This is a genomic window from Vampirovibrionales bacterium, from assembly GCA_016712355.1.
Lineage (GTDB): Bacteria > Cyanobacteriota > Vampirovibrionia > Vampirovibrionales > Vampirovibrionaceae > JADJRF01.
In genome coordinates this window covers 295,662-319,352 of record JADJRF010000005.1, presented here as the reverse complement: position 1 = coordinate 319,352, position 23,691 = coordinate 295,662, and the positions used below count along the sequence as shown (strand labels likewise).

At 60.2% G+C, this 23,691-nt stretch carries 26 protein-coding genes and 1 tRNA gene; 13 read left to right on the top strand and 14 right to left on the bottom strand.

Features of this window, described 5'->3' with window-relative positions; all coding sequences use genetic code 11:
- Window positions 1–35: 35 nt before the first annotated feature.
- The 5 genes from rpsM to IPK79_02870 all read right to left on the bottom strand — a co-directional run bounded on the left by rpsM (window position 36) and on the right by IPK79_02870 (window position 2,556).
- A complete protein-coding gene (gene rpsM / locus IPK79_02890; GenBank protein ID MBK8189373.1) occupies window positions 36–404 on the bottom strand; it encodes a 30S ribosomal protein S13 in 369 nt (122 codons plus the stop codon).
- A gap of 195 nt (window positions 405–599) precedes the next feature.
- Window positions 600–713: a 50S ribosomal protein L36 gene (gene rpmJ / locus IPK79_02885; protein MBK8189372.1), complete on the bottom strand. Its 114-nt coding sequence runs from the start codon at window positions 711–713 to the stop codon at window positions 600–602.
- 77 nt (window positions 714–790) lie between these two features.
- Entirely contained in the window at window positions 791–1,009 is a 219-nt protein-coding gene (infA, locus tag IPK79_02880) for a translation initiation factor IF-1 (protein ID MBK8189371.1), read from the bottom strand.
- An 81-nt stretch (window positions 1,010–1,090) separates the two neighbouring features.
- Entirely contained in the window at window positions 1,091–1,867 is a 777-nt protein-coding gene (gene map, locus IPK79_02875; GenBank protein MBK8189370.1) for a type I methionyl aminopeptidase, read from the bottom strand.
- A gap of 122 nt (window positions 1,868–1,989) precedes the next feature.
- The gene (locus IPK79_02870) at window positions 1,990–2,556 is read right to left on the bottom strand and encodes a hypothetical protein (protein ID MBK8189369.1); all 567 of its coding nucleotides are present in this window, start codon (window positions 2,554–2,556) and stop codon (window positions 1,990–1,992) included.
- A 183-nt stretch (window positions 2,557–2,739) separates the two neighbouring features.
- Between IPK79_02870 and IPK79_02865 the strand changes: the two genes are divergently transcribed.
- Window positions 2,740–3,594 (top strand): tetratricopeptide repeat protein, encoded by an 855-nt coding sequence (locus tag IPK79_02865; protein ID MBK8189368.1) that lies wholly within the window; start codon window positions 2,740–2,742, stop codon window positions 3,592–3,594.
- Window positions 3,595–3,620: 26 nt separating this feature from the next.
- Here the strand turns inward: IPK79_02865 and IPK79_02860 are convergent, their stop codons facing one another.
- Window positions 3,621–4,532 carry a proline dehydrogenase family protein gene (locus IPK79_02860; GenBank protein MBK8189367.1) on the bottom strand — a complete coding sequence of 304 codons (912 nt, stop codon included), beginning with the start codon at window positions 4,530–4,532 and terminating at the stop codon, window positions 3,621–3,623.
- A gap of 384 nt (window positions 4,533–4,916) precedes the next feature.
- On the opposite strand from IPK79_02860, the gene IPK79_02855 reads away from it, so the two are divergent.
- The 6 genes from IPK79_02855 to IPK79_02830 all read left to right on the top strand — a co-directional run bounded on the left by IPK79_02855 (window position 4,917) and on the right by IPK79_02830 (window position 10,987).
- Window positions 4,917–6,032: a sensor histidine kinase gene (locus IPK79_02855; GenBank protein MBK8189366.1), complete on the top strand. Its 1,116-nt coding sequence runs from the start codon at window positions 4,917–4,919 to the stop codon at window positions 6,030–6,032.
- A complete protein-coding gene (locus tag IPK79_02850) occupies window positions 6,025–6,669 on the top strand; it encodes a response regulator transcription factor (protein MBK8189365.1) in 645 nt (214 codons plus the stop codon). The genes IPK79_02855 and IPK79_02850 overlap by 8 nt, the downstream gene beginning before the upstream one ends.
- A 220-nt stretch (window positions 6,670–6,889) precedes the next feature.
- On the top strand, window positions 6,890–7,750 hold the full coding sequence (locus tag IPK79_02845) for a hemerythrin domain-containing protein (GenBank protein MBK8189364.1): 861 nt from the start codon (window positions 6,890–6,892) through the stop codon (window positions 7,748–7,750).
- A 36-nt stretch (window positions 7,751–7,786) separates the two neighbouring features.
- Window positions 7,787–7,859, top strand: a tRNA-Ile gene (locus IPK79_02840).
- A gap of 592 nt (window positions 7,860–8,451) precedes the next feature.
- Entirely contained in the window at window positions 8,452–8,721 is a 270-nt protein-coding gene (locus IPK79_02835) for a GlsB/YeaQ/YmgE family stress response membrane protein (protein ID MBK8189363.1), read from the top strand.
- Window positions 8,722–8,905: 184 nt separating this feature from the next.
- On the top strand, window positions 8,906–10,987 hold the full coding sequence (locus IPK79_02830; GenBank protein ID MBK8189362.1) for a catalase: 2,082 nt from the start codon (window positions 8,906–8,908) through the stop codon (window positions 10,985–10,987).
- Window positions 10,988–11,063: 76 nt separating this feature from the next.
- On the opposite strand, the gene IPK79_02825 is transcribed toward IPK79_02830, so the two are convergent.
- The 6 genes from IPK79_02825 to IPK79_02800 all read right to left on the bottom strand — a co-directional run bounded on the left by IPK79_02825 (window position 11,064) and on the right by IPK79_02800 (window position 15,699).
- Entirely contained in the window at window positions 11,064–11,696 is a 633-nt protein-coding gene (locus IPK79_02825) for a hypothetical protein (protein ID MBK8189361.1), read from the bottom strand.
- Window positions 11,697–11,811: 115 nt separating this feature from the next.
- Window positions 11,812–12,432 carry a DUF4231 domain-containing protein gene (locus tag IPK79_02820; GenBank protein MBK8189360.1) on the bottom strand — a complete coding sequence of 207 codons (621 nt, stop codon included), beginning with the start codon at window positions 12,430–12,432 and terminating at the stop codon, window positions 11,812–11,814.
- Between the two features lie 114 nt (window positions 12,433–12,546).
- Window positions 12,547–13,785: a histidine--tRNA ligase gene (locus IPK79_02815; GenBank protein ID MBK8189359.1), complete on the bottom strand. Its 1,239-nt coding sequence runs from the start codon at window positions 13,783–13,785 to the stop codon at window positions 12,547–12,549.
- An 89-nt stretch (window positions 13,786–13,874) separates the two neighbouring features.
- Window positions 13,875–14,642 carry a ribonuclease PH gene (gene rph / locus IPK79_02810; GenBank protein ID MBK8189358.1) on the bottom strand — a complete coding sequence of 256 codons (768 nt, stop codon included), beginning with the start codon at window positions 14,640–14,642 and terminating at the stop codon, window positions 13,875–13,877.
- 98 nt (window positions 14,643–14,740) lie between these two features.
- Entirely contained in the window at window positions 14,741–15,400 is a 660-nt protein-coding gene (locus IPK79_02805) for a uracil-DNA glycosylase (protein ID MBK8189357.1), read from the bottom strand.
- A 77-nt stretch (window positions 15,401–15,477) separates the two neighbouring features.
- Window positions 15,478–15,699 carry a hypothetical protein gene (locus IPK79_02800; protein MBK8189356.1) on the bottom strand — a complete coding sequence of 74 codons (222 nt, stop codon included), beginning with the start codon at window positions 15,697–15,699 and terminating at the stop codon, window positions 15,478–15,480.
- A gap of 350 nt (window positions 15,700–16,049) precedes the next feature.
- On the opposite strand from IPK79_02800, the gene IPK79_02795 reads away from it, so the two are divergent.
- The 6 genes from IPK79_02795 to IPK79_02770 all read left to right on the top strand — a co-directional run bounded on the left by IPK79_02795 (window position 16,050) and on the right by IPK79_02770 (window position 21,880).
- Window positions 16,050–18,398 carry an HDIG domain-containing protein gene (locus IPK79_02795; GenBank protein ID MBK8189355.1) on the top strand — a complete coding sequence of 783 codons (2,349 nt, stop codon included), beginning with the start codon at window positions 16,050–16,052 and terminating at the stop codon, window positions 18,396–18,398.
- Between the two features lie 17 nt (window positions 18,399–18,415).
- Window positions 18,416–19,000 carry an rRNA maturation RNase YbeY gene (gene ybeY, locus IPK79_02790; GenBank protein ID MBK8189354.1) on the top strand — a complete coding sequence of 195 codons (585 nt, stop codon included), beginning with the start codon at window positions 18,416–18,418 and terminating at the stop codon, window positions 18,998–19,000.
- 82 nt (window positions 19,001–19,082) lie between these two features.
- Window positions 19,083–20,219, top strand: a complete 1,137-nt coding sequence (locus IPK79_02785) for a tetratricopeptide repeat protein (GenBank protein MBK8189353.1) — start codon at window positions 19,083–19,085, stop codon at window positions 20,217–20,219.
- The gene (locus IPK79_02780; GenBank protein ID MBK8189352.1) at window positions 20,216–20,962 is read left to right on the top strand and encodes an amino acid ABC transporter ATP-binding protein; all 747 of its coding nucleotides are present in this window, start codon (window positions 20,216–20,218) and stop codon (window positions 20,960–20,962) included. The genes IPK79_02785 and IPK79_02780 overlap by 4 nt, the downstream gene beginning before the upstream one ends.
- Window positions 20,963–20,983: 21 nt before the next feature.
- Window positions 20,984–21,382: a diacylglycerol kinase family protein gene (locus IPK79_02775; GenBank protein ID MBK8189351.1), complete on the top strand. Its 399-nt coding sequence runs from the start codon at window positions 20,984–20,986 to the stop codon at window positions 21,380–21,382.
- A 123-nt stretch (window positions 21,383–21,505) separates the two neighbouring features.
- Window positions 21,506–21,880: a hypothetical protein gene (locus tag IPK79_02770; protein MBK8189350.1), complete on the top strand. Its 375-nt coding sequence runs from the start codon at window positions 21,506–21,508 to the stop codon at window positions 21,878–21,880.
- Between the two features lie 11 nt (window positions 21,881–21,891).
- Here IPK79_02770 and IPK79_02765 read toward each other — a convergent pair whose 3' ends face one another.
- On the bottom strand, window positions 21,892–22,338 hold the full coding sequence (locus IPK79_02765) for a cytidine deaminase (protein MBK8189349.1): 447 nt from the start codon (window positions 22,336–22,338) through the stop codon (window positions 21,892–21,894).
- Window positions 22,339–22,342: 4 nt separating this feature from the next.
- Entirely contained in the window at window positions 22,343–23,668 is a 1,326-nt protein-coding gene (locus IPK79_02760) for a S41 family peptidase (protein ID MBK8189348.1), read from the bottom strand.
- Between the last annotated feature and the right edge of the window lie 23 nt (window positions 23,669–23,691).

Here is a 23,691-nt window from a genome sequence, read left to right as displayed (position 1 = left end):
TGAAACGTTCGGCCTTCTTCTACGGTCAGGCCTTTTTAGGCTTTCTTTTTCATGGGGGCGGCGCGGCGGCCGCGACGGGTGCGGGCGTTGGTTTTGGTGCGCTGGCCGCGAACCGGCAGCCCTTTGCGGTGCCGTTGCCCGCGATAGCAGTTAATCTCGATGAGGCGCTTAACGTTGAGGCCTTCCACGCGGCGCAGATCGCCTTCTACCTGATAGCGGGCCTCAATGGCTTCTTTCAGGGCGATGACTTCCGACTCGCTGAGCGCGTCGACGCGGGTGTCGGGATCGATGCGCGTGGCTTCGAGGATTTTCTTGCTGAGCGAAGGGCCGATGCCATAGATGTAGGGCAGGGCAAAGCGGATTTTCTTCCGCCGGGGGAGATCGACGCCGACCAGTCTTGCCATGGGGACTCCTGCTAGTGTCTTGTCTGAGAGAGGGGGCTATTACGAAAACGGGAGAGGGCGTGAGGCGCCAGGGACGCAGCGCCGGACGCAGCCGACGCAATCAACGCGAAGCAACACGCTAATGTAAAAACATCGCCGGATCAAGAGGATGCCCGCAGGCGCGGCAGGACGCCCGCCGGCGCGGCGCTTGAAAGGCTAGCCCTGACGCTGCTTGTGCTTGGGGTTTTTGCAGATAATGGCCACGCGGCCCCGGCGTCGAATGACTTTGCAATCCGGGCAACGTTTCTTAACGGACGTACGCACTTTCATGGACACGATTCCTTCGCGGAGGGTTGAGAGGGGAGAGTACGGGTAAAGAGCGGGAGAGGGCGCAGGCGCCGCGCGCGTCAGCCTTTCATCCGGTAGGTGATGCGTCCGCGCGTCAGGTCGTAGGGCGACAGCTCGATTTTTACTTTATCACCGGGAAGAATCCGAATAAAGTTCTTGCGGATTTTACCGGAAATATGCGCCAGAATTTCCATGCCGTTTTCCAGCTTCACGGTGAACGTGGCGTTGGGCAACGCCTCGTTGACGGTTCCTTCCATTTCGATGACGTCTCGAGCCATGAAAACCAGCTGGGTCAGACAGGAACGGGATCCGCGCATCGCGCCGGGCCTTTGGGGGCGACGTCGGGCGCGCAGGATCCCTTACGCCGGGGACGGTCGTAATCGGGTCAGGATTTCGGGGTCGGCCTCGGTGACGACTACTGTATGCTCAAAATGCGCTGATGGCAAGTGGTCGCAGGTCAGCACCGTCCACTTGTCGCCTGCGGTATAGACGTCATCGCCGCCCAGATTGAACATGGGCTCAATCGCCAGAATCGAGCCCGGTCGCAGCAACGGGCCGCGCTCACCGGTCCTGAAATTATGCACGAAGGGCTCTTCATGCAGCTGGCGCCCGACCGCATGGCCGCCGTAGTTGCGCACCAGGCCAAACCCGTACTTCAGGCACACGTCTTCCACCGCGCCCGAGACGTCTTCGAGGCAGCGCCCATCGCGCATTTGCTCGATGGCGGCCATCAGGCTTTCTTCAGTGGCGGCCAGCAGGCGTTGGCAGTCGGCGGAAATCGCGCCGACGCCTGCCGTATAGGCGGCATCTGCAATCATGCCTTTATAAGTCGCGCCGACGTCGATGCTGATGACGTCGCCTTCTTGCAGGCGGCGCTCGGCGTTGGGGATGCCGTGAACGACCTCATCGTTAATCGAGGTGCACAACGTCGCGGGAAACCCATGATAGCCCTTAAACGTCGGCAGCGCGCCGGATTTTCGAATGTGGGCTTCGGCGATAACGTCCAGATCCAGGGTCGAGACGCCGGGCTTAAGAGCTTCGCGCGTCAAGGCGTGGACTTCCGCCACGATTTGACCGGCCCGGCGCATCAGGCTGATTTCATGGCGGGATTTTCGATCGACGACGGCAAGCGGCATGGCAGGCGCCTTTCCTCATGTCATGGGGGGCTGTCGCCTTCATTGTAACCGGGAAGCCGTTCAGGGGAACCGCCCGAAATGGGTTTTTATCGCTGGCGCTTGCCGCGCGCTCGCGGCATCGGCTAGAGGCGTCCGACCCGCTGCTGGAGCAGCATCCCCGCTTCAGATTCCTTGAGCTGGCTGGGCGTCGGCGATTTCTGGTCGACTTTTTTCTGCAGTTCTTTCTCGATGACGCGCAGGACTTGCAGCGCAGCGGTCTTGCCGCCTTCCACGTAAGTCTGGCTGAGTCGCTCCAGATGCGCTTCTTCCGGCGGTTCGCTGGCGGCGCGGCAATGCCCGAGATAGGTCTTGACCAGGCTCATTAACTCCAGAATACTTGCTGCCATGTACTGGCGATCGTCAGGCGAGAGCAGCCCCATATACGTCAGGGCTTTATGCGCATGGGGGCTCTGATCATAAGCGCGTTTGCGGGTTTTTGCCTTGAAGTACGCCAGAATTCTTTCCGGGCCTAACGATTTAAAATTCTGAATCCGCTCTGACGCCTGAAATTCCTTGTCCGCCATCGCGACAATCGCCCGGCACACGATCTGCTGGAGCGATTCCGGCAAGAGGAGAATCGTCTCCACGGCGGAAGACAGGGCTGGAATCCGGTCGTACCAGCGGTGTCCTGTTTTGCTCGGCTTGTCCATATCACGCGCTCGCTGCTGGGGACGCGTCCTTCGCGCCTGAGAAGACTATCGACCGAAGGGCGCTGAACTTGAAAATGGCCCTTAAATCCGCTGGCGGCGTTGCGGGGTTCTTAAAAATCCGTCGTTTGGGCCTGCGATTTTGCCGTGGCTGCGTATACTCTCAAAACAGGAGGCGACTGGTACATGAACACACGCACGCTTTGGGGGATAATGCTGATTGCCACGGCGCTGTTATGGGCGTCGATCGCGCTCACGGCGCAGGCCGGGCCTTACGAGAAAGGCGCCGCGGCCTATCAAAAGGGCGATTACGTCCAGACGGCGCAGATTTTTGACAAGCTGCTGAAAAAATCGCCAGATAATCCGCGTTACGCCTATTATCTGGCCATCGCAAGCGCGCGTCTGGGGCGTATTGCCGAGGCCCGCGCGGCCTATGAAGCTGTCCTGCTCGCCGCGCCAGACGGTCCCGAAGCGGCGCTTGCGCAGGAAGGGCTTCGGTATCTGCCCGCGCTGGCCCTGCAAGTGGCCCAGGGCGACCGGAAAGATAATGCGCAAAGCGCGCAAAAATTTGAGGCGCAAAGCGATGCGCCGCTGGCGCCCGTCTTAAGAAGCGCGCCCCTGCAACCGGTCGCCGCTGCTGCTGCGACGACGGTCTCGCCGTCGGCCCCTGTGGCCTCTGCGGTCAATGCCGGCTCCCCGGCTGCCAGCGCGCAACAGGCCTCTCCGGCGCCGCCGACGGTTTCGACGCCGGTTCCGGCTGCGTCTGCGACCCCTGCCTGGACGCCGCAAGAGGCGATGGCGATGCAGATGTTGATGAGCTCGATGGGCGCCAATGCCATGGGCAATTCAATGGCGAATCCCAGCGGCGTCAATGCGATTCAGCCCTGGATGACGACCCCTCAGGCGATGCCGGGCGCCAATGGCCAGCCGCCCGCCGCTGCGCTCGATCCCGCCGCGCTCAACGCCATGATGATGAGCCAGATGATGGGCTCGATGGACATGATGGGCGGATCGCAGGACCCTAATCGCGACGAACGCTGAGCTTTTGGGGCTCGTTTTGGGCTCGATTATCGCCCGCCTGCGAGAAACTGCCGCGCGATATGCCCCGCAATAGCCGGATTTTCGCGGAGTCTTCGCAACGAGTACGCCCGCCAGTCGCGTCCAAAGGGAACGTATACGCGCAGCGGACGGCCTTCCGATAATAATTGGCGGCGTAAGGGCGGATCCACGCCATAAAGCATCTCAAACTCATAGCGATCCGGGCCCAGGCCGCGCGCGTCCAGACATTGGCAGGCTTCCCAGATCAGCCGTTCGTCGTGCGTGGCGATGGCCGTAAACGCCCCGCGATCCAGCATCTCGTTCAAGAGCCGCATGTAATTGCGGCGGATAATTTCGGGGTCCTGAAAAGCGATGGCGCGCGATTCGCGGTAAATGCCCTTGCAGAGCCGGAAATTCCCGGCGCGGGGGCCCTCGCTCACGCGGCGCACGTCGGCCAGCGATCGCCGCAGATAGGCCTGAATCGCCACGCCGACGTTGTCAAATTCTTCGCGCAGGCGCTCATACGCGCTCAGCGTCGCTTCGGTGCGCGTGGCGTCTTCCATATCGATTCGCACAAACGCGCCTGTGCGTCCGGCGTGAGTCAGCAGGCGCCGCGCGTTATTCAGGCATAAGTCTGCGTCTTGCGTCAGTCCCAGGGCTGACAGTTTGATGGCGATATGGCTGTTGAGCTGCTCATGCGCAATGCGGTCCAGCGCGGCGGCGTACTGATCGGCAATGGCGCGGGTCTGTCCCGCGTCGGTGACGTCTTCGCTGAGCAGATCAACGGTACAGCGGGCGCCTTCGGCGTTGAGCGCGCCAACGACGGCAGCCATGGCGTCGAGCGAGTCGCCTGCCACGTATTGCCTGGCGACCGGCCACAGCGCCCATGACGGGGCCAGCGGCAGGACCTGCGCCAGAAACGTTTGCCAGAGTGCGCTCATTAGTAGCCTTTTTATCGTCTTGTTATAGCCTTTCCCTCGCTATAAAGGCATTGTAGAGCGTCGTCGCCCCGGCGACAAACCCCCAAATGGCGGACGCCGACCGGGGGCGGCAAAACAGGAAGTTTTTCCTACCCGCGATGGGCAATCCGTCTCACGACGCGCGGGCGCGGACGCTGTTTAATCATGTCATTGAACGGCAACGGCGCGATCGCCGCCCCGTCTCGAGTTTTGTAACCCACCAGACCCTGAATACGCATGTTCTTTGGCCGACACCCGTGTCGGCCTTTTCTTTAAGCGCCCTTATAATAAAAGTCGGAGGCGTCGATTGGGCCGATGCGCGCGTTTTCGCTTTTTTCTCCCCAACATCGAGACGGGATCGCCTTGATGGCGGTCATAGCCATTGGCGCGGCGCTGGCGTATGTGGATCATCAGCTTGGGCTGCACACGATGCTGGTGGAAGTGGTGCATGCGCTGGTCGTGACGGGGCTTTTTATTGCGTGCCTGCGACTTCAACGCCGCACGCCGGAAATTTCGCAATTCGGCTGGCGGATGGCCGTGATTGGCTTAGGTCTGCTTGCCATGGGCAGTTGGGTCGATTTGCTGGACGACCCGCCGACGCTGGCGCTGTTCCAACTTCACGGCGTCCCGTTTGGGCGCAGTTGGGAGCAGGCCTTCCTCAAGAAGATCCTGGGGTATACCGTGGGCATCTCGCTGCTGGCGATTGGCTTGATTCAATGGGCCCCGTGGATGATCCGCACCCGTCGAAACGTTCACGACCTGAATCGCGAGCTCAGCCATTTGCTGATGTCGCTCGATGAGCGCGTAGAGGCCGAGCGACTGGCGCTGTCGCGCGAATTGCACGACGATCTGGCGCAGCGGCTGACGTTTTTGGGTTATCAGGCCCAATTTTGCCAGAAAACTATGGGCGATACGCCGGAACTCAAGCAAATCGGCCAGGATATTTCTGACGCGCTCAAGACCGTGCGGCGTCTGAGTCGCGATCTGCGGCCCGAGTCGCTCGACAGTCTGGGATTTTTACCGGCGCTGGAGCAGTTCATCGAAAAGCAGCGGCGTCTGAGCCCCGAGATGACCTTCACGCTGGATTGGCGTCCTTGCGAGCCGGGCGCGCTGGATAATCGCCTCGATGACCATGCGCGCCTGCACCTGTTTCGAATGATTCAGGAAGCGGTCCGCAATGCGGTCAAGCATAGCGGCGGCGCGCACATCGCGATTGCCTTGCGCCAAGCGGACGACGGCTTTTATTTGACGATCGCAGACGACGGCGCGGGTTTTCCGTGGCGCGAGCCGCCCTGCGATGACGCCTTGCTCGGCGATGGGCATCTGGGGCTGGTGGGCCTGCAGGAGCGTGCGCGCGAACTCGGGGCGAGCGTCCGTCTGTTGTCTGCCGAAACGGCGCTTGCCAGCGAACGCGGCGCGCGCGTCGAACTGCGATTGCCCAAAGGACCCTCTACCGCCGCAACAGGAAAATCCCATGGCTGAAACCGCAATCCCCTTACGCGTCTTACTTGCCGATGATCATCCGATTTTGCGCCAGGGGCTGAAACAACTGCTCTCGCTGACCCCCGGCGTCGTGGTGGCGGGCGAGGCGGGTAATGGACAAGAGGCCGTGGCGCAGGCCATGGCGCTCAAGCCGGATGTTATCCTGATGGACGCGGCCATGCCGCTGCTCAGCGGTTATGACGCCTCGCGCGCGATTTTGACGGCGTGGCCGCAGGCGAAAATTCTGGCCCTCACCAACGAGGACGACCCGCAAACCGCCCAGCGTTTTCTGGATATTGGCGTCCTGGGATTTTTGCTCAAAGACGCCGCGCTCGATGATCTGGCCGCCGCCATTCGCCAGGCCGCCGCTGGGCAAACGGTACCGCTGGCCCCAGAGATGGCCGCGCGAGTGGCCGCCCTGCGCGCCGCTGCGAAAGAGCGCGACGCCTTTACCCTCACCGCCCGCGAGCGCGAAGTGCTGGGGGCGCTGGCGCGCGGGCACTCCAATCAGCAGTTGGCCGATGTATTGTGCGTCAGCCCGAAGACCGTCCACAATCACTTGTATAGCATTTACAGTAAAATCGGCGTCGCCAGTCGCTCAGAAGCCATCGTCTGGGCCCTGCGCAACGGGTTTTAAACGGTCTCGGAAACCCGGGGGAGTCGCCGCGCCTTTCGTTATGGTATGACGGGTATAAGCCCGTTCGCCCGCTTCGCCGATCGCGTCCAGATAGCCACTATTAAGAGAGTCAGAAAACAGAAAGACTCAAAAGAGAAGCGATAAACAGAGAAGCGACATCCAGACGTTATTCACGTTATTCAAGAGCGACAAACGCTAAAAACATTAGAGGACGCATGCCATGACGCCCCCTTGCTTGCCGCAAACCATTTCGATTCTGGATCAACTGCGCCGCGATCACCGTCGCTGCGAGACGCTGATTGTCGAGCTGCGCGAGCTGGCGCCTGCTGCCCAGGCCGGAGATGCCGCGGCGCTGGAGGCCTTCGTCGATGGCTTTAACGCCCTGCGCGACACCCTGCGACTGCACTACCTGCGCGAAGAGCAGGGCCTGTTTCCCTTATTAAACCAGTATCGGACAATGGTCCTGCTTCAGGTGGAGCACGACGATATTGTCGCTCTGGAACTCGAGCTGGCGGAGTCTATTGAGACCGCCGCCGCTCAAAAATCGCTGCCCGCCTCAGTCATTGAGCAACTGGCGCGCTTTGACGAACGTCTCAGTTGCCATGTGCGCGAAGAAGAGAATGGCGTCTTTACCCTGGCCGAATCGGTTCTTGAGCCTGAAGAAAAGGCGCTGGCCGCGCGCAAATGCGAAGAACTGCTGGCCGAAGACGCCCAAGGCGAGCCGCTAATGCTGGAGCGCCCCCAGCCGGTGATGCAACTGCATCGCGATTCTCTGCTGGAGGCTCAGGAACGCCCGATTGTGTACTCGACGGCTTTTCAGGAAGAACAGGCCAGCGTTCAGCGCTTATGGCTGCAAGCCGGCGCGGCGCTGACGCGGCACTGGTCCGCCCAGTATCAGTATATTCTGCTGGTCAGCGGGGCGGTGACGATGACCACTGACGTCGAAACCCTGCCGTTGACGCCGGGTCAGAGCGCAACCATTTCGCCGCGCTTCGCCTTTTCGATGAAGGCCGAGCAGGACAGTCTTCTCATTGTGACCAAGGTATGGCCCCGGCCGCATTTTCGTCGGGCGCGTCGCTAAGGCTGCGATACAATAAGAACTCGACAAGAACGCGATGGGCCTATAGCTCAATGGTTAGAGCAGGGCGCTCATAACGCCTTGGCTGGGGGTTCAAATCCCTCTAGGCCCATTTTTAAATTCTGACGGCTTGTCGCGCGATAGGGGGGGGATGCGCGTCAGTATGAATTTTTGTTAAATTCACGCCTCTCGTGTGGGGCTTGAATTAGTAAAATTGAATGCAGGCGCTGATCTGTCGGCTTTGTTCCCGGTCGCTCAAAAATTGATAAATATTAACAATGCTAGGATTAATTCGAAATATATGTCATAACCAAAGGGAAGAAATACAGAAGAATCATAATCAGTTTGTCTTAAGCGTTTGAAGGGCTTTTTCTGAAGGGTTTTTTCTGAGGGTGTGGCGGCGGCGTCTGCCAGTGCTTCGCCTGTGTGTTCGCCATTCTTTATGTGGAGAGGGTTCTTCGTAGAAAGCCTGTTATTCATGATCTCTGTTCTTCAACCCGATAGCGGATGCCTAAACTCTTTCAGGGACTCAAAAAGAGGCGGGCCGATAGCCAGGTAGATAGGCAGGCAGGTAAAAAAATAGACAGGTAGATAGATAAAAAATAGACAGTAGGCTGTAGACAGGTAAAACAGATACAGATAAAAATAATATAACAGGTCAGCAAAAAATATCAGTTAGAAAGACATAGGAGGCAACCTCAATTATGACCATTCTCGCTATTATCATTGTCGGCGGTATTCTGGGCTGGTTGGCCAGCATCGTGATGCGGACGGATGCGCAACAGGGTATTTTCCTGAATATCGTCGTCGGCATCGTGGGCGCCATTCTGGCGGGCTTCGTCTTGACGCCTTTGCTGGGCGGCGCGCCGATTACCTCGGGTGCGTTTGATATTCGTTCGCTGCTCGTGTCGTTTGTCGGGGCCGTGCTCTTGTTGGGTCTCATCAATCTGATGCGTCGCGGCAGCGTTCGATAGCGCGTCGCGTACCCGTCGCGAGTCGTAATTTTCAAGAGGGTTGGGCGCATCTTGACTATGCGCCCTTCTCTCTTTCTCACTCTTTAGCGGGGCTATCCCTGGCCCTGTAAAACAATAGAGAAAATTGAGCAGTAGAGAAAATTGAAATAGAAATCAGATTGACAATAAAAGAGAGGCGATTCTCATGCCCAATTCTAAAAAATCCGTCGATACTGGCAATGGCGGCGAAACGCATCAACAAGCCCCGCGCGGCGATGAAGCGGCTATTTTAACCACTAATCACGGGCTGCCCATTGCAGATAACCAGAATTCATTACGCGCTGGCGAGCGCGGCCCCACGCTGCTGGAAGACTTTATTGTCCGCGAAAAGATCTTTCACTTTGACCACGAGCGTATCCCGGAGCGCATTGTGCATGCGCGCGGTTCAGGAGCGCACGGCTTTTTCGAGTGTACGCGGCCGATACCCGAGCTGACTCAGGCCTCGCTTTTCCAAACCAAAGGCGAGCGCGTGCCGGTGTTTGCGAGATTTTCGACGGTCGCAGGCGGCGCCGGATCGGTTGATACGCCGCGCGACGTGCGCGGATTCGCCGTTAAATTCTATACGCAGCAAGGCAATTGGGATCTGGTCGGTAATAACGTCCCGGTCTTTTTTATTCAGGACGCCATTAAGTTCCCGGATCTGGTTCATGCGGTCAAAATGGAGGCGGACCGGGGCTTTCCGCAGGCGGCGTCTGCGCACGATACGTTCTGGGATTTCATCTCGCTGATGCCAGAGTCGACCCATATGGTGACGTGGGCCATGTCGGATCGCACCATTCCGCGCAGCCTGCGCATGATGGAAGGCTTTGGCGTGCATACGTTTCGCTTCATCAATGCGCAAGGCGAGGCGCGCTTTGTCAAATTCCACTGGCGTCCCAAGCTGGGCGCGCAGTCCACGCTGTGGGACGAAGCCGTCAAGTTGGCCGGCGCCGACCCGGATTTTCATCGCCGTGACCTGTGGGAGTCCATCGACCAGGGCGATTTCCCGGAATGGGATCTCGGCGTGCAGATCTTTGACGAAGACTGGGCGGCCCAGCAGCCCTATGACGTTCTGGACGCCACCAAGCTGATTCCCGAAGAAGACATTCCGGTTGAGATCATTGGCCGCATGGTACTGGACCGCAATCCGGATAACTTCTTCGCCGAAGTCGAACAAGTGGCCTTTCTGCCCTCGAATCTGATCCCGGGGATTGATTTCTCCAATGATCCCTTGTTGCAGGGGCGCTTGTTTTCGTATCTCGACACGCAAAAATCGCGGCTGGGGACGACGAACTTCCATCAAATTCCCATTAACGCGCCCAAATGCCCGATGGCGAACTTCCAACGCGACGGCATGATGCAAACCCGCGTGCCGACCGGGCGCGCCAATTACGAGCCCAACAGCCTGGCAGAAGCGGGCGAAGAGGGCGGCCCGCGCGAAGTTGCAGCGGCAGGGTTTACGACCTATCCCGTCAATACTGAGCGCAACGAGCCAGATCAAAAGCTGCGCGTGCGCTCTGAGCGCTTTCGGGATCACTACAGTCAGGCGCGGATGTTCTATCGCTCACAAACCGAAATCGAGCAAAGCCATATTGCCAGCGCCTTTGTCTTTGAACTCTCGAAGGTGACGCTCCCCCATGTGCGCACGCGGATGCTCGGTAATCTGCGAAACGTGGATGAGACTCTGGCCAAGCGCGTCGCGGAGGGTCTGGCCCTGCCGCTGCCGCCGGCTTCCAGGCCAGCTCAGGACCCCATCGATCTGCCGCCTTCTCCTGCGCTCTCCATTGTCCAGAACATGAAAACCACGCTGAAGGGGCGCAAGGTCGGTATTCTGTGCGCCGACGGCTCTGACGGCGAGGCTATCGCGGCGATTCGGGCGGCTGTTAAAAAGGCCGGCGGCTGTAGCGCGCTGATTGCCCCCAAGGTCGGCGCCGTTCAGCTCACCACCGGCAGCGTGCCGGCGGATGCGCAACTAGCGGGCGCGCCCTCCTGTACCGTCGATGCGATTGCCGTGGCTTTGTCGAAAGACGCCGCAAATCGTCTGGCGCGCGATGCGGCGGCGGTTCAGTTTGTGATGGACGCCTTTGGCCATCTGAAGGCGATTGGTCATAACGAGGCGGCCCTGCCGTTGCTGGAGAAAGCGGGCGTCGAGCCCGATGACGGCGTGACGCCGCTTGATGACAGCTTCATCAAGGCGGCGGCGAAACGCTTCTGGGCGCGCGAACCAAAATTGCGCGATCTCGCCTGAGAGGCGCGTTAATTCACTGAAGCGCCCCGTTTCCGCGAGCCGCAGACGGGGCGTTTTATTTGAAAATATGCTGCAATTAAGGCGCGGTGCGGCCTCTCTCGTAAATATCGTTATAGAACAGGCTGCGGGTTTCATCGCCGCTGAGGGAGCGCGAAAACTGATGCCCAAATAAGGCGAGGCCCGCGAGCAGGGGAACGCTTTTCCAGCCCATGCCCACCAAAAAGCCCAAGCCTTTACGGACAAAGCCGAATCCGACGCTGCGCGCAAGCGAGCTGATGCCGCGCCCGATGCTTTGCAGCGCCTGCGTTTGCCAGATCGCGCGACCGCCTGCGGCGACCCAACGATGCGGCTTGAATCCGCCTGCGTATAACCCGCCTGCGGCCAGTCCCAGCAGCGGCAGGGTCAGCACCTCATTAAACAGGCCGTTCACCCTGACCATGGCCTGATTGAAATTGAGAAAGAGGTCCATCGGGCCGTTGGTCGTCAGGTAGTTATAACGCGACACGAGGCCTTCCATGCCCAAGCCGTTAAAGAGGCCGCGGTTTCGATGCATCAGCTCGTACGTATTACGCCATTCCAGCGCGTCAGATCGTACCTGCCATGCGCCAGAAATATCGTCGTAGCTGCCTTTCATCATCCATACGGCAAACCCCGTGGCGGCAAGGCCCATCGCGCGGGCGGGCGTTATGACAGACGTTGGAGTGATCATGGCGTTGTTAAATCCCCTTCTCTGGCATGCGGGAGTCCCCCTGACTCACGCAGAAGAGAGTCGCTTGATATTTCCTGTAAAACGACTGAAGGGGATTTTGTGCCAGTGAAACGTCTTAACGGGCCGCCGTTTGTAAATCGACCGAGGTAACGGCCGTGGTGGTCGCGCTTTGCGCAAATGGCCCTTCGGCATCGTTAAGGCTTTGCGTTTCCGAAGTAATCACGGCGCTGGTAATTTTCGGCGTCAGCACCGTCGGGCGCTCGGCTGAGGCGGCGCTCGGATTGGCGTCTCGCGAGGCCCACTGACAATTGGCTTTCTCCAGAATTGTTTCCACGCGTCGGGCCAGCGCTTTATAACGATGATGGCTCTGTTCGTAAGGCTCTACCTGGGTCAGATAGAGATATTTTTCGCGAGTCAGGGCATCTTCGGTCAAACTCGTATGAATCCACTGGCGATGGAACTGGAAGAACGATTCAAAGCTATGCACGATGGCGCTCATCGCCCCGAGAATCGCTGCCAGTTGGATGGGCGTGACTTTTACCGGCATCAGGGGCAGCAGAATAGTGGTCGTGGGCTCAAACACGCCAATCAGGGGAATCATCGCCGCCAGAATAATCGCCAATGACTTACACGTGGTGTAAAGCAGGTGGTTTTTAAGGCAAAGCCTCCGGTACTCTGAAATAGCGCTGTTAAGACGCTTGATTGCCACGTCTTCCGGCTGTAACGACTTCTCCATGACACGCCTGTCCTCTGTTCGCAAGGGTTTACGAACGTCAGCATAACGCGGGCGGCGGGGGGAGTGTCAAGAAATGTAACGGCTTTCTCGGTCAAACGAAGGAGAGCCGTCTCGTTAACCCTCTGCGGCGAAAGACGCCCAGAAGTCGTCTTGCGACAGCGTGCGCTGCTCGCCGCTGGCAAGAATTTTCAGCGTGAGCGTGTGGGCGGCGGCTTCCGCCTCGCCCAGAATCACGGCGAAGCGCGCGCCGCGCTTATCGGCCGCAGCGAGTTGCTTGCCAAAGCCTTTGCCGCTGAGATCCGTGTCGGCGGCAAAGCCGCGCGCGCGCAGCGTTTCGGCAATCCGCATGGCTTCCAGCGGGCGATCCGTCACCAGATAATAATCGAGCGCGGGGTCTGTGGGCAGCGCGTGTTGCGCGCACAGGCTGAGCAGGCGTTCCATACCCAGCGCCCAGCCGACGCCCGGCGTGGCGGGTCCGCCCAGTTCCTGCACCAGCGCGTCGTATCGTCCGCCGCCGCAAACCGTTCCCTGTGCGCCCAGTTGAGAAGAGACGATCTCAAAGACCGTCGCATTGTAATAATCGAGTCCGCGTACCAGGCGATGATTCACCTCATAGTGCGCGCCGAGGCTGTCCAGCCCGTTTAGCACGGCGTTGAAGTGCTCGCGGCTGGCATCGCTCTGCCACTGGCCAGCGAGATACGTCTCGATCGATGGGTCGGCGTACAGGGCCTGGCACGTCTCGGTTTTGCAGTCCAGCATCCGAAACGGGTTTGACGTATAGCGACGCTGACACGTCGGGCAGGTTTTGGACAGATGCGGGGCCAGACGCTCGCGAAATCCATGAAAAAAGGCTGTTCGCGAGGCTGCGTCGCCGATGTTATTCACGTGCAGCGTTAAATCGCCCAGGCCCAGCGTCTCAAACAGCGACAGGGCCAGGCGAATGACGGCCACATCCATGAAGGGGCCTGCATCGCCAAACACTTCCACGCCCGCCTGATGAAACTGCCGAAGGCGTCCGGCCTGCGGGCGCTCATGGCGAAACATGGGGCCGATGTAAAAGAGTTTCACCGGCTTGGGTTCGCGCGTCAGGCCCTGAATATACGCCCGCACGACGCCAGCAGTGCCTTCGGGGCGTAGCGTCAGCTGCTCGTCGCCTTTGGCGAAGCTGTACATTTCTTTATGCACAATGTCGGTTTCTTCGCCAACGCTGCGCGAAAATAACGCAGTCTCTTCCAGCAGCGGCGCGCGGATTTCCTGATAAGCGTTCTGCGCCATGCAACGACGAATGGCGTCTTCGAGCGCGCGCCAACGCGTGGTTTCGGGATCGGCAAGGGTGGGCAGCAGGTCTCGCATTCCGCGCAGACGTTGCGGGGTGGGACGCGCGGCGGCTTGTGAGGCGCAGGCGTTCGACGGATCGCGGGTCATCGCGGGCCGGGCTCCTCTCAGCCTTGGGCGAGAATCTGGGGGGGGGCTGCGTCGTCGAGATCCTGGGCCAGAGCGTCGGCCTGTGCCTTCAGCAGGCGCTCGACGCCGGTTTTGGCGTAGTCGAGCATGCGCTGAAGATCCTCGGGGCGGCAAGGCGCTTTCTCAGACGTCGCCTGTACCTCGATATACGCGCCGTCGCCATTCATCACGACATTGGCGTCGACTTCGGCCGTCACGTCTTCTTCGTAATTTAAGTCGAGGCGCGGATCGCCGTCGATGACGCCGACGCTGACCGCCGCCACAGGCGATATCAGCGGAATCTCGCCCAATTTGCCCGCGCGTTGCAAATGGCGCAAGGCGTCCATTAAGGCGACGTAGCCGCCGGTAATGGCTGCGACGCGCGTCCCGCCGTCGGCTTGCAGCACGTCGGCGTCAATGGTAATCGTCCGCTGACCCAGACGGCTGAGATCGATGCAGGCGCGCAATGAACGCCCAATCAGGCGCTGGATTTCCGCCGTCCTGCCGGACAGCTTGTAGCGCTCGCGATGGGTGCGCGTGTTGGTAGAGCCGGGCAGGAGAGAATATTCCGCCGTCAACCAGCCTGCCTGATCGTTGGGGCCGTGATAAACATGGCGCGGCACGCGTTCTTCGATGCTGGCGGTCGCCAATACGTGCGTATCGCCGTAACACATCAGCACAGAGCCCGCCGCATGGCGCGTATAGCGCCGGATGATGCGAATCGGACGCAGTTCGTCATTTTGTCGGCCATCGGCGCGGTCAGTCATGGCGGATAATCCTGTCAGTGCTTACAATCGGCGGGCGCGTACGCGACGTCCGCAGGCGATACGCCTTCTATCATCCCACAAACAAACTGGCGCAGTTTCTATTGCGCCGTCGGCATCTGCGGCAGGGCGTCCAGCGCGCGGCGCACTTCCTGAATGTCCTGCCAGGTGAGCCACTTGGGACTGCCTTTTTCTTTAGACGCGTAGCGCAGCAAATACGACGGATGAAAAACCGGCATCGCCACCGCGCCATGGAACGGCGTTGGCAGCCAGCGCCCGCGCAGGCGCGTAATGCCGCTCAAATTCAGCGCGCCTTTTAGCGCGGTAGCGCCAGCCAGCAGAATCAGGCGCGGCTGAATGAGATCAATCTGGGCTTGCAGATAAGGGCGACAGGCGGCCATTTCTTCCGGCAGCGGCGCGCGATTCTGCGGCGGGCGGCATTTGACGATGTTGCAGATGTAAATATCGCGATCGCGATCAATTGCCATCGAGGCCAGAATCCGATCCAGCAGTTGGCCGGCCTTGCCGACAAAGGGCAGGCCGGTTTCGTCTTCATGCTGACCGGGGCCTTCGCCAATCAACATCAGCGGCGCATGCGGATTACCGCGCGAAAAGACCGAGTGCGTCCGGCCTTGGCACAGGGCGCATTGCTGACACGTAGCCGCCTGACTGGCGATCGTTGCTAACGCCGCCTCGATCGCCTGCGGCGACTGGCGGGTTGGCGCCTGCGCATCGGCGGCGGGCAAGAGCGAGCTTTGCATGGCGGATTTCCCCCAAACGCGAACGGGCGCTGATTGCGGGAAATTTTACCACGGAGGGATTCACCCGGGCGAGAGGCTTACTGGGGAGCCTGATACACACGGTTATAAAACTGCGCTTTGGCAAAACGCTCAGGATGTTGAAATCGTTTGAGCGCGCTCAGCGTCTTGACGTTGACGCGCGCCGGGCGCGGATGGCCTGGAAACGTGGCGTCGCGCGCGATACGCTCGTCGCCAGCGACGCCGCTCAAAATCAACTCGACGTCCGGCGCCGCCAGGCGCGATTCACGAGAATGGGTCATGGAAACCATCTCCATTGGGGCGAGTCGGGGCTGGACGCTCGTTTGTTTCTGTCACCGGTTCTTGAAACCTGCAAAATGAAGGGGATGAACCGGGTATCGACGGATGCGCAGGGTTTCCGTATCCTCTGAATGGAGGAGACCGCGGCGTCAAAGGCCCCTTACAATCAGGGAAAGCGCTGCTTTGCTCGCCAAAACGGGCAAACAGGCGTCTGATGAATCCCCTTTCAAATAGGGTACAATTCCAACACCGCCGACGCCCTTTGGGCGTTTTGCCAGCCCGACATTTGCCCGTTTTCCACCTTGGAAAACCCATTGCGCCCCTCCGATTCAGAGGCTTTAGAGCAGCCCCCATGCCTACGACGCATCGAGACAAGGAACCGCCCCGCGTCAGCCCGTTGGCGTTGGACGATGTAGAAACCACGTTATCTGATCGCGCGACCCGACACGTCAAACGGCTAATGGCCGCCTTCTTGTCGCCCACCGGTCTGACCGTGCTCCTCGGCGCGCTGACGTTTCTGTCGCTGAGCTTTATTCTCGGCTTTGATTATCTGGCCGTCGAAAAAACCGTGGACAGCGGCGTGAGCAAGCGAACATTTTTTGCGCCCTATGCGCTGGAGGTGCTGGATCAGGCCGAAACGCGCCGCCAACAGGAGGCGGCCCAACTGAATGTCGAGGCGACCCCGGTCTTAATGCCGCGTCAAACCTTTGATCGCAGGATTCTGGAAAACAAGCGCAGCCTCCTGGAGCAACTCGGGCGCATTCGCGCCAATGGACGGCTGAAAACGCTTGCCAGTAAACGTCAGGCCTTCGATGGCATCGCGCAACTGGCCGAAAACCCTGAAGACGACGTGATCTTCAATGGCCTGTTTTATCAGCGGCTGAGCGATGACGACTGGTACCAACTGACCATGTCGATCGATTACACCATCGATCGTTTGCTCAAATCCGGTATTTCGCGCGACGCGTATTTTCAGGACCGCGATACGCTGATCACCCGCGCCATGCCGCCTTCGGCCAAACGCAGTCATGCCCAGATTGTGCGCCGACTCGTCTGGTCGATGATTATGCCGACAATTGTCGTTGATGATCAGGAAATGGCGCGCTTGCGTCGTGAAGCCGCCGATCACGTCAGCCCGGTGATGCATCGCTTTGCCAAGGGCGAGCGCATCGTCGCCAAGGGCGATCGATTGACGCCAGCGCAGGAGGCGGCGCTGGAAAAAATCGGAAAATCCGTCAAGGGCGTGAATTGGCCCGGCTTTTTGGGCGTCATGCTGCTGTGCGGCATGTTTACCGCGACCATCTGGACCTACATGCGCCAGTTTAACCGCAGCGAGTTCTTCCGCCCGGGGTATGGGCTGCTGGTGATGACCATGACAACCGCCTTTGCGGTGGTCTATGCGATGATCCAACGCTGGACGATGCAATCGGACGCTGCGGCATCGCCATATTTCTTCCCGCTGGCGACCTATGCGCTGACGCTGGCCATTTTCACGCATCCGCGTCTGGGCGCTTTTATGACGACCCTGCTGGTCTTCCTGATGGCGCTGACGCTGAAGACCGGCATGCCGACCATGATTGTCCTGCTCATCGGCAGTCTGGTCGGGATCTACACGCTGACCCGCAAGCTGAATTTCTGCGATCGAGGCCAATTAATGTGGGCGGGCCTGTATATTAGCCTGACCAATCTGGCGCTGATTCTGGCCGTGTCGTTGATTTTCGGGACGCCCAACCCCAGCGGCTGGACGTCGATCGCCTCAGACGCCGCCTGGGGCCTGGTCGGCGGCTTTCTGTCCGCCGCGCTGACCATCGGCATCCTGCCGTTTCTGGAATCGGGCTTTCGGCTGGTATCGCCCTATACCTTGCTGGAGCTGGGCAATCACGACAATCCGCTGCTCAAGCGCATGCAATACGAAGCGCCCGGAACGTTTCACCACAGCCTGATGGTGGCCAGCCTCTCCGAGGCTGCGGCTGAGACCATCGGCGCCAATGCGCTGCTGACGCGCGTGGGCAGTCTGTATCACGATATCGGCAAGATGAAGCGCCCGCTGTTTTTCATCGAGAATCAGGCGTACTTTGGCGCGGAAAACCCGCATGACAAGCTCACGCCGCGCCTCAGCAAGATGGTGATTACCGCGCACCCGCGCGATAGCCTCGAAATGGCGCGCCACCATCACTTGCCCGATATGCTGATGGACTTTATGACCGAGCATCACGGCACCATGCTGGCGGGATTCTTCTATAATCAGGCCTGCATTCAGGAAGGTAAAGAGAACGTCAGCAAGTCGCAGTTTCGCTACCCGGGCCCCAAGCCGCAATCGCGCGAAACCGCTATCGTAATGATGGCCGATGCCTGCGAATCCGCCGTGCGGGCTCTGAAGAATCCTACGGTGGGGCAAATTGAAGAGCGCATCGATAAAATTGTTCAGGCCCGCATTGATGATGGCCAGTTTGACAATTGCCCCATCACGTTCCGCGATATTCAACTGGTGAAAGAAACCTTTGTGCGCGTTCTTCGCGGGATTCAGCACCATCGTATTGAGTATCAGCAAACGGTGATTAAAGAACTCGGCAAGAAGCTGCCCGAAACGCCGTTGCCGCAAACGCCCAGTGACCTCACGCGCGGCGCGACGCTCAAAGCTGTCCCGCCTCCGGCTCCTTCGCCGGAAGACGAGTCGGGCAAAACGCAGCAGCAGGCCTGAGAGAGCGGGCTGTCCTGATGCAGAACGCCCCGCAGCCATCGCTGCTTTTATTGAGCGAAACGCAAGCCCCGCCTCTCATCGCCATCTTATTCTGGCAGGGTGCGCCCATGTCTTCGTCCCCGCCGCCCTGGTTTCGGGATTTTGTCGCGGGGTTTGCGGATTTTTGTCAGGATGCGATTGAGACGTTCATTGCGGCGGGTATTCCGCAGGCGTTGGACCTGCGAGCGAACGGCCAGCGCTGGGAAGCAGAGATTATTCTGGTGAATGACGCTGACATGGCCGAACTTAACGAGCAGTATCGCCAGAAAACCGGCGCGACCGATGTGCTGACCTTCAGCCTGTTTGCCGAATCGCCTCAGCGCGCGCAGTGGGCCCGCCTGCCGACGGCGCAACTGGGCAGCGTATTCTTGTCGTGGGAATGGGCGCTGGCGCATGTCGATGAAGAACCTGCGCATCGCGGCGATGCCGCACGTTTTTTGCGCGAGCGTCTGGCTCATGGCTTGTTGCACTTACTGGGGCGGCATCACGACAGCGAAGACGCCTATCAGCAAGTCGTCTCGCTTCAAAATCAAGCGCTGGCCCAGCACGACGCGCGTCGCTGAAACGCCCGTCGGCGTCTAGGCGTTCGTCACGCTTCCGGCTAGAATAAATGCTAGGGAGATCGTTTAAAAAAGGATCCCGTCGATGCCCCGCCCCGCCATCAACCCGGTTCTGACTGTTGCGCTGGCCGTGGCGTGGGCCCTGATGGCGAATGGCTTCGTGTCGGCGGCTGACAGAAGCGATGTTTCGGGCCCCATCGCGCGCGAGGCGTTTCAGAGCCCGCCTGAGCGTGCGCTGTCTCCGGCCGCCCTTGTCGACAGTCAGACAACGCCCGCTAAAACCCTCCCGCTGATTATTGGCAGGACGGTCGTCACCCGCGAATGGACCCGCGCTGAACGTCCGGCCTCAGGCGCCTCAGCCCAGCGCCGTCTGTCGAGACCCACGTCCGCTGCTGCCTTAATGGATCCCGCCGCCCCGCCGCTGCCGCACTATGCAGGGGGAGCGCCGCCGCTGACTTATACCATTTCTGGCGATCCGAGAGTGTATACGCTTGCCTCGCCCACAGACGAGGCGCGCGTCGTTGATCTGAAGGCGTTTCGCGCGACCGGCGCCGCCCCCGTCGAGCCGATGGCCATGGCGGCGGTCGTCGCTCCTGCCGCCGCTTCGAATGTCCAGACGCCGAATGCGCCGTCTGCAACTGCTGCCGGCTTGATGAGCCAGGCGGTTGCCGCCTATCAGGGCGGTAATGTCGCCCGCGCCTTGGCGCTGATTCAGCAGGCCGCGCAACAGGATCCCGAAAATCCCGCCATTCAGGCCGCTCAGGGTGAAGCGCTGATTCAGACCCGTAATTGGCCCGACGCGCTGCGCGCCTATGAGCGGGCCATGCGCCTGGCAGATATCCATGCCATGCGCGATCGCTACCTGAGTCGCTATGCGGTGGCGTTGTATCTGCAAGGCGATCGCCCGCAGGCCATCCAGCGATTGGCGTCGCTATTGCCGGCGGAGCCCGGCGCCCGACTGGGACCGGCGGCTTATGGCGCGTATCTGATTCTGGGCGCGTTACAGCAGCAGTCGGGTCGCCCGGAAAGCGCTGTTGCGCCCCTGGAGACCGCGACGCTGCTGAATCCCGCTTCCGCCGCCGCCCAGTACCAACTGGGGCTCGCGTATGAGCTGACTGGCCGTACGGCGCAAGCGCTTGAGCGGTATCAGCGCGCCAAGGCGCTGAATCCGGAATCGCCGGAAGTGACGCTGGCGCTGCAACGCTTGCAGGGCGCTTCATGACCTCTCTGCCGCCCCCCATCCTCACATTGGACGGCGTCGAGAAGTCCTTTGGCGGGCAACCTGCGCTGTGCGGATTTTCGCTCAGCGTGGCTCCCGGCGAAACCCTGGTGTTAATGGGCAGTTCCGGCTGCGGGAAAACCACGGCCCTGCGCTGCATCAATGCGCTGGAAGTCCCCGAGCGCGGCGACGTGCGATTTCGTGGCGCGCCAGTCCATGCCGAGGGAACGAATTTACAGCGTCTGCGCACCGAAATTGGCATGGTCTTTCAGCAATTTAATTTGTTTCCGCACATGACCGTGCTGGAGAATTTAACGCTGGGACCGACCCGCGTTACGAAAACGCCGCCTGAGACGGCGCGTGACACCGCGTATGCGCTCTTACGCCGCATCGGTTTGGCCGATCGCGCTCACTCTTACCCGGATCGCTTGTCGGGGGGGCAGCAACAGCGCGTGGCGATTGCGCGGGCGCTGGCGATGGCGCCGTCGCTGATTCTACTGGATGAACCGACCAGCGCGCTCGATCCGCGAATGGCAGGCGAAGTGCGCGCGATGATCGCCGATGTGGCCGCACAAGGCGTGACGCTTGTGCTCGCCTCGCATTCGGTGCGGCTGGCTGAGACCATTGCCACGCGCGTCGCGTTTGTTGATCGTGGACGCGTCATTGAACAGGGACCGCCGCAACAGATTTTAGTCGATCCCCAACAGGCTGCCACGCGCGCCTTTCTCGAAGGCGTGTCGTCATGAGCGCGCAGAAAGCGGGTGTGCATGTCGCGTCGTCGTAGATTCCGCGCCCGGACGTTCTGGCACAGTCTGCGCTATGCCGTGGCCGGGCTCGATTACGTAGTGCGGACACAACGGAATTTTCGGATTCACCTGGCGTTGGCGGCTTGCGTGGCCTTGGCGGGCGTGTTGACGAGGCTTTCGCCGATTGAATGGATGGGGGTTACGCTCGCCATCGGCCTGGTCTGGACGGCGGAAATCCTCAATACCGCCATTGAAGCGCTGGGCGATTTATACACCGAGGGCGAATTCAGCCTGATGGCTAAAATCGCCAAGGATGCCGCCGCCTCCGCCTGTCTGGTTTCTGCGCTGACCGCAGTTGTCGTTGGGGCGCTGGCCTTCGGGCCGCATCTGGCAGCATGGCTGCGCCTGTCGATTCCCTGACGCGTCCGCGGCCCGGCGCGCTTTGTGTAAAAATTATTTAATAAACCCTTCATTTTTGCGCCGCGCCGCCGATAGAAAAAGCAATGCGTGTCCCGTGGAGCCAACAAATAGGAATCAATGTGCGTGCCAAATAAGCGCTGGTATGATCAGGACCCCACCCTCTCGATGGCGATTAGCCTCTTACGGAACATCTCCAGCGCCGATCAGGCCAAAATTTGTAACACCGTCTTCCAGAATCTGGAGTCTCAGGGCGTTGTGCGCGAGTATCCGGCCCTGAAGCGCCGCCGCCCGCAGTGGTCGTTCCTCCAGAACCGCCGCGAGACCATGGATGACGCCTCCTGGTATATGCTGGAAACCCTTAAAGGCTTGTCGCGAGAATCGCAACTGGATGCCGCGCTGACGATTATCGAACTGACGTATCGCCTTGATGCAGGCGTGGGCGTCTACCTTGAAGATGCCGATCCCCGCGTCTGTTCGCTTCTCGAAGCGGCAGGGTAAGCCGTAAAAATCTAACAGGGCGCCTCGCCAGTGCTCGTCGTCAGACCCTTGCCCTGGAAGGCGTCAGGCAACAGGTCGCCCAACAGCGTTTGTCGTAGCGCGCCAGTAGCCCCGTCAGCGCTGATCACCAGCGTCTCGCCTGTCATGAATTCCGCCATGGTCTGGCGGCATGCGCCGCACGGGGTGACGGCCCCAAAGGATTCTTCCTGAGCCCAGACGGCAATAGCGCTGAATGTGCGCAGGCCCCGCGAGACGGCGCAGGCAATCGCGACGCGCTCGGCGCACAACGTCAGCCCGTAGCTGATGTTTTCGATATTGGCGCCCGCGATAATCTCTCCCTGATCTGTGAGAAGCGCTGCGCCGACGGCATAGCGGCTATAGGGCGCATAATGATGGGCTGCGGCCTCACGCGCGGCGTCTAATAGCGTGCGGGCTTGCGTGGCATCCAGCGGCGACATCGGCTCAGGAGGCTTTTTTGTGAGGCGCGCGCGGGGCTTGCGTCGCCAATTGGCGGCGAAGCGCGGTAATGGCGCCCTGCAACTGCGGATCGCGGCCAGCGCGCAGATCGTCAATCGTCAGGGGAATCGTAATATCGGGAGAAATGCCCTTGTGGTTGATATCCACCCCATTGGGCGTCAGGTATTTCGAGATGGTGATATTCAGGCCCGCGCCGCCCGACAGCGGCTCGATTTTCTGGACCAGTCCCTTGCCAAACGAGCGTTCGCCCACCAGCATCGCGCGATGATGATCTTGCAGGGCCCCGCTAAGAATCTCGCTGGCGCTGGCGCTGCCGCCGTCAATAAGAATCGCAAGCGGCGTCATGACGTCTTGCTCGCCGTCGTCACGCGCGCTTTCAACGCGTACGGGCCGGTGGCGACGGCCCACAATCGAGACAATCACGCCGTCTTTCAAAAACAAATCTGCAATGGAGACGGCGTTGGACAGCAAGCCGCCATAATTATGGCGTAAATCCAGAATCAGCGCCCGCTTGCCGCGTAATTGCTTTAGTGCGGCGCGCATCTCGTCGTCAGCCTTTTCGCTGATAAAGGAATTCAGGCGAATATAGCCGATGTCAGGATTCTGGGCAAGCGGCTTGATAAAGGCCGACTGAATCGAAACTTCGGCGCGGCGCAGGGTTTTGACGAGGGTTTTAACGCGCGAAGCGCCTTCGGGGCGTTGCAGGGTGAGGCGTACGGGCGTGCCTTGCGGCCCGCGAATGCGATCGGCGGCTTCTTCCAGCGTGATGGTACGCGCAGACACGCCGTCAATGGCGTCAATCACATCGCGCGCTTCCAGGCCGGCGGCGGCGGCGGGCCCATTGGGCAGAACGCCCATTACGGTCACGCGCCCCTCGCGCAAGGCGATCTGAATACCCACGCCAAACACGCGCGAGTCGATTTCCATGCTCTGATCGCTCATTTCGCGCGGCGGCAGAAACCGGGTGTAATCGTCGCCCAGCGTCGCCAACATGGCGTCAATGGCCACATACGCGTCGGCAGGCGCGCGTAAGGCGTCGTCATAGCGTGTGCGCCAGTGTTTCCAACGCTCCGGCGCCTGACCGTTGAACGTCGGATCCAGATAATCGCGCGTGACGGTACGCCAAGCCTCATGATAGGCGTCAAGCGCGCGTTGGCGTTCCTGCTCCTGCTGCGCGGACAATGACGGGGCGCCTGCGTCCACGTCTGAAGATTTCTCTGTCAGCGAGGCGCCGCAGCCTGTCAAAGCGCACAGCCCCAGCAATCCCAGCGCAGACAAGGCTGACTTCCATTGCCAGGGGCGAAACGACATCAACGTCTGCCTTTATCCCGCGC